The organism is Candidatus Sordicultor fermentans, assembly GCF_012728195.1.
GTDB lineage: Bacteria > Atribacterota > Atribacteria > Atribacterales > Caldatribacteriaceae > Sordicultor > Sordicultor fermentans.
Genome location: NZ_JAAYFP010000132.1, coordinates 1 through 2,909, shown reverse-complemented (window position 1 = coordinate 2,909; position 2,909 = coordinate 1). Strand labels below are relative to the sequence as shown.

5 protein-coding genes are annotated in these 2,909 nt (G+C 43.8%); 2 read left to right on the top strand and 3 right to left on the bottom strand.

The features are described 5' to 3' along the window. Nucleotides 1-350 (top strand): chromate transporter (locus GXZ17_RS07010; RefSeq protein WP_409376580.1); only part of this gene is annotated, 350 nt, incomplete at its 5' end. Beyond that, nucleotides 347-871, top strand: coding sequence for a chromate transporter (locus GXZ17_RS07005; protein WP_409376579.1), 525 nt, complete (start codon nucleotides 347-349; stop codon nucleotides 869-871). The genes GXZ17_RS07010 and GXZ17_RS07005, both read left to right, overlap by 4 nt. A 984-nt stretch (nucleotides 872-1,855) precedes the next feature. Here the strand turns inward: GXZ17_RS07005 and GXZ17_RS07000 are convergent. The 3 genes from GXZ17_RS07000 to GXZ17_RS06990 all read right to left on the bottom strand — a co-directional run bounded on the left by GXZ17_RS07000 (nucleotide 1,856) and on the right by GXZ17_RS06990 (nucleotide 2,609). Further along, nucleotides 1,856-2,080, bottom strand: a complete 225-nt coding sequence (locus GXZ17_RS07000) for a type II toxin-antitoxin system HicA family toxin (protein WP_409376578.1) — start codon at nucleotides 2,078-2,080, stop codon at nucleotides 1,856-1,858. A 3-nt stretch (nucleotides 2,081-2,083) separates the two neighbouring features. Next, nucleotides 2,084-2,290, bottom strand: a complete 207-nt coding sequence (locus GXZ17_RS06995; protein ID WP_409376577.1) for a type II toxin-antitoxin system HicB family antitoxin — start codon at nucleotides 2,288-2,290, stop codon at nucleotides 2,084-2,086. Nucleotides 2,291-2,450: 160 nt separating this feature from the next. Continuing rightward, nucleotides 2,451-2,609: a DUF2281 domain-containing protein gene (locus tag GXZ17_RS06990; protein WP_409376576.1), complete on the bottom strand. Its 159-nt coding sequence runs from the start codon at nucleotides 2,607-2,609 to the stop codon at nucleotides 2,451-2,453. Nucleotides 2,610-2,909: the final 300 nt, after the last annotated feature.

Here is a 2,909-nt window from a genome sequence, read left to right as displayed (position 1 = left end):
TTGCTATAAATACTGCTTGCTTTGTGGGAAGAAAGGTAGGAGGAATAACGGGAAGCATTGCAGCTATCTCAGGAGCAGTTCTTCCTTCTTTCCTGGTTATTATGTTTGTTGCCTCTTTTTTCCTCCAGTATAGACACCTGGGAGTAGTACAAAATTTTTTTCGGGGAGCCACCCCAGCGATTGTGGCTTTAATCGCAGGAGGAGTAGTAGATATCGGGAAGAGTGCTTTAGATAATTGGGAAGATTTAATCATCGCTTTCCTGCTGTTTTTTTTAGTCGTACTTCTGGAGCTCCATCCTCTGTGGATAGTGTTAATCGGGGGAATGCTGGGAATGGTGAGAAGAAAATGATATACCTTCAGCTTTTTTTAGCTTTTTTGCGGGTAGGGTTTTTTTCTTTTGGAGGAGGCATGGCTGCCCTTCCTTTGATTGAAAAAGAAGTGGTGGACACATATCAATGGTTGAGCAACGGTGAGTTTCTGGAGTTAGTTACTCTTTCTGAACTCACTCCCGGGCCTATTGGCATTAACTCTGCCACTTTTACAGGCTTCAAGGTAGCAGGAGTATGGGGTTCGGTTTCCGCTACTTTAGCTTTTTGTCTTCCTTCTCTTTTACTGGTAACCATAGTGTTTCATTTCCTTTCTCACTTCAAGGAAAACGCCATAGTGCAGCACTTCTTGCGAGGATTGCGCCCAGCAGTTATTGCCCTGATGGCCATGGCTGCCTACTCTCTGGCTAAAAAAGGGATAAAGGACTGGTTTGCCGCTGGTTTAGGAATAGTGGTTTTTATTCTTGTTTACCGGAAAAAGGCCGACCCTATTTTATTTCTCCTTTTATCGGGAGTGGCAGGATTAATCTGGTATGGAAGTTGAATAAATAGCGAAATGGCGAAAAAAGGCGTTTTATCCTCCTTTCCATATTATGTAAAAAGTTTCCCGGAACTATATGCGACAAAAATAAACCCTGTCACAACCCCGGGAGCTTTTGTATGAGAAAACTATCCGGGTCCTGTGGGTCGCAACAATTCTCGTCCTTGCGATAGTGTAAAAAGTATTGCCGGCCATCATTTGAGTGTTCAGTCTGGATAAAAAGGAAGAGTCACAAATAATTGATGTTTTTTTAGAAATTTGGTCCTCGAAATTTCCCAGGCAGGATAGTGATTTTTTGATAATTTCTCCCGGCTCCGAAATTTAGAAAAGAAGCGAAATGCCAGAATGCTTCCTATAACTCCTCGAGATTGCCACAGAGCTATAGGGGATTTACCCCTTATGACCCCAAAAAGACCAAAAAGAAAAAAACAAAAAACACGGAGAAGAGAAACACCCCTCCGTAAAAGTCTCTGGATTCCCACCTCCTCGTCACCCCGGCGACTTTCGAGCCGTTTTTAGCCTGCCCCTGAATGATTCTATCACTCCCTGTTCATCACCCCGGCAATTTTCAAGCCGGGGTCCACGGTATTGAAAAACCAAAGAAAAAGCAAAAACATGGATGCCTGATTAAGGATTTCGGGAATGGGAGCGGGAGGAAGTCCTCGACGAGAGACTCCACATATTCTTTCCCTCTCCCTTGATTCTTTTTTCCTTTCCTCACCCTTCCGGGGAGAGGGTAGGGCGAGGGTGATTTCTCAAGTTCGTCACCCCTGAATGCTTCTACGAGGGGTCCATATTAGAAGCATTCCGCAAAACCTGTTGAATTGCTCAAAACACTAAAAGCAAGCTACATTGTGTTAAAAACTCGGGAGGAGTGTGCGAGGATCATTATGACCACTTCGGTAAAGAGGGCAGACGAGGTTTACTATAGCCACCTGAGGCGCAACACCGGAGAACACGCGAAGCACATGAGATGCCTGAAACTTCCTATCTCATTGCGTCCAAAAACTCTTCAACTGTTATTCCGGCCAAATTTACAAGTTTTCTTAGAGTTCCTTTAGCAATTTCCTTATGGTCTGGAACGGATAGCGTAACACCATGGCCCTTTTTTACAAGAATGATGTGACTACCTCTCTGTCTTGCTATTTCCCATCCTAAACGTTCAAAGACTCGGGCTGTTTCCCGCCCGCTCAACGCCGGCAATTTTTGCATTATTTATATTGCTATTTCAATCTCTTTCACGTTAATGGTAAGAGGCATACCTTGTTCTGCTCTTACCTCAAGGCATGCTTTTATCGCTTCTTTTATATTTTCAATAGCTTCCTCTTCTGTTTTTCCCTGACTTACACATCCAGGAACAGAGGGGCATTCTACTATATACATTCCATCCTCATCTCTTTCAATAACTACTAAAAACTTCATCTTGCTTTCCCCTTTACTTGATTATTCTCCTCAAGTATACCACAATTCGTATCTTCCCGGGGGTCAGGTAAAATCGTGGTCCTGTCGGGTTATTACCACCTCATCAAAACCGGGAAGGGCTTGTCTCAGATTGGTTAGCATCATCGCTTATAGTTCCTCTTTAAACTCTCGTAACGCCTGGCGCAAGGAAAACTATTCCACCATGAGCCTCTTCCCGAGTCTTCCTATGGAAAAGAAAACGCACAAAATCATAGACTTCTGCCTTTATATCCTCCGGTAAGCTTTGAATGAGCTCTTGCAGCCGATTTTTGGTTTCCATGCTCTACAGTCCTGAGTAGAACAATACCGAGAGATGAGCTACCCATCATGCTACGCAAAAAGGAGGAACGTAAAGATCAGAGAAGGAGACAGACTACTTTTTTAGACCCCTTTCTTTCCTTTATCCTCGGAAGAGCTCTCCATATGACTCCTTCTTTTTTCCTTCTCGCTCGGAGAGAGTCTTTTTTTTTATCATTCCTGAATGTCTCTATCACCCCCTCAGCTATCATTCCTGAATGTCTCTATCACCCCTTTTTCGTCACCCCGGCAATTTTTAAGCCGTTTTTAGCCTGCCCCTGAA

Bases quoted from the DNA above. Each gene is read 5' to 3' on its own strand.
- GXZ17_RS07000 (WP_409376578.1), bottom strand. From the start codon at position 2,080: ATGCAAAAATTGCCGGCGTTGAGCGGGCGGGAAACAGCCCGAGTCTTT.
- GXZ17_RS07005 (WP_409376579.1), top strand. From the start codon at position 347: ATGATATACCTTCAGCTTTTTTTAGCTTTTTTGCGGGTAGGGTTTTTT.
- GXZ17_RS06995 (WP_409376577.1), bottom strand. From the start codon at position 2,290: ATGAAGTTTTTAGTAGTTATTGAAAGAGATGAGGATGGAATGTATATA.
- GXZ17_RS06990 (WP_409376576.1), bottom strand. From the start codon at position 2,609: ATGGAAACCAAAAATCGGCTGCAAGAGCTCATTCAAAGCTTACCGGAG.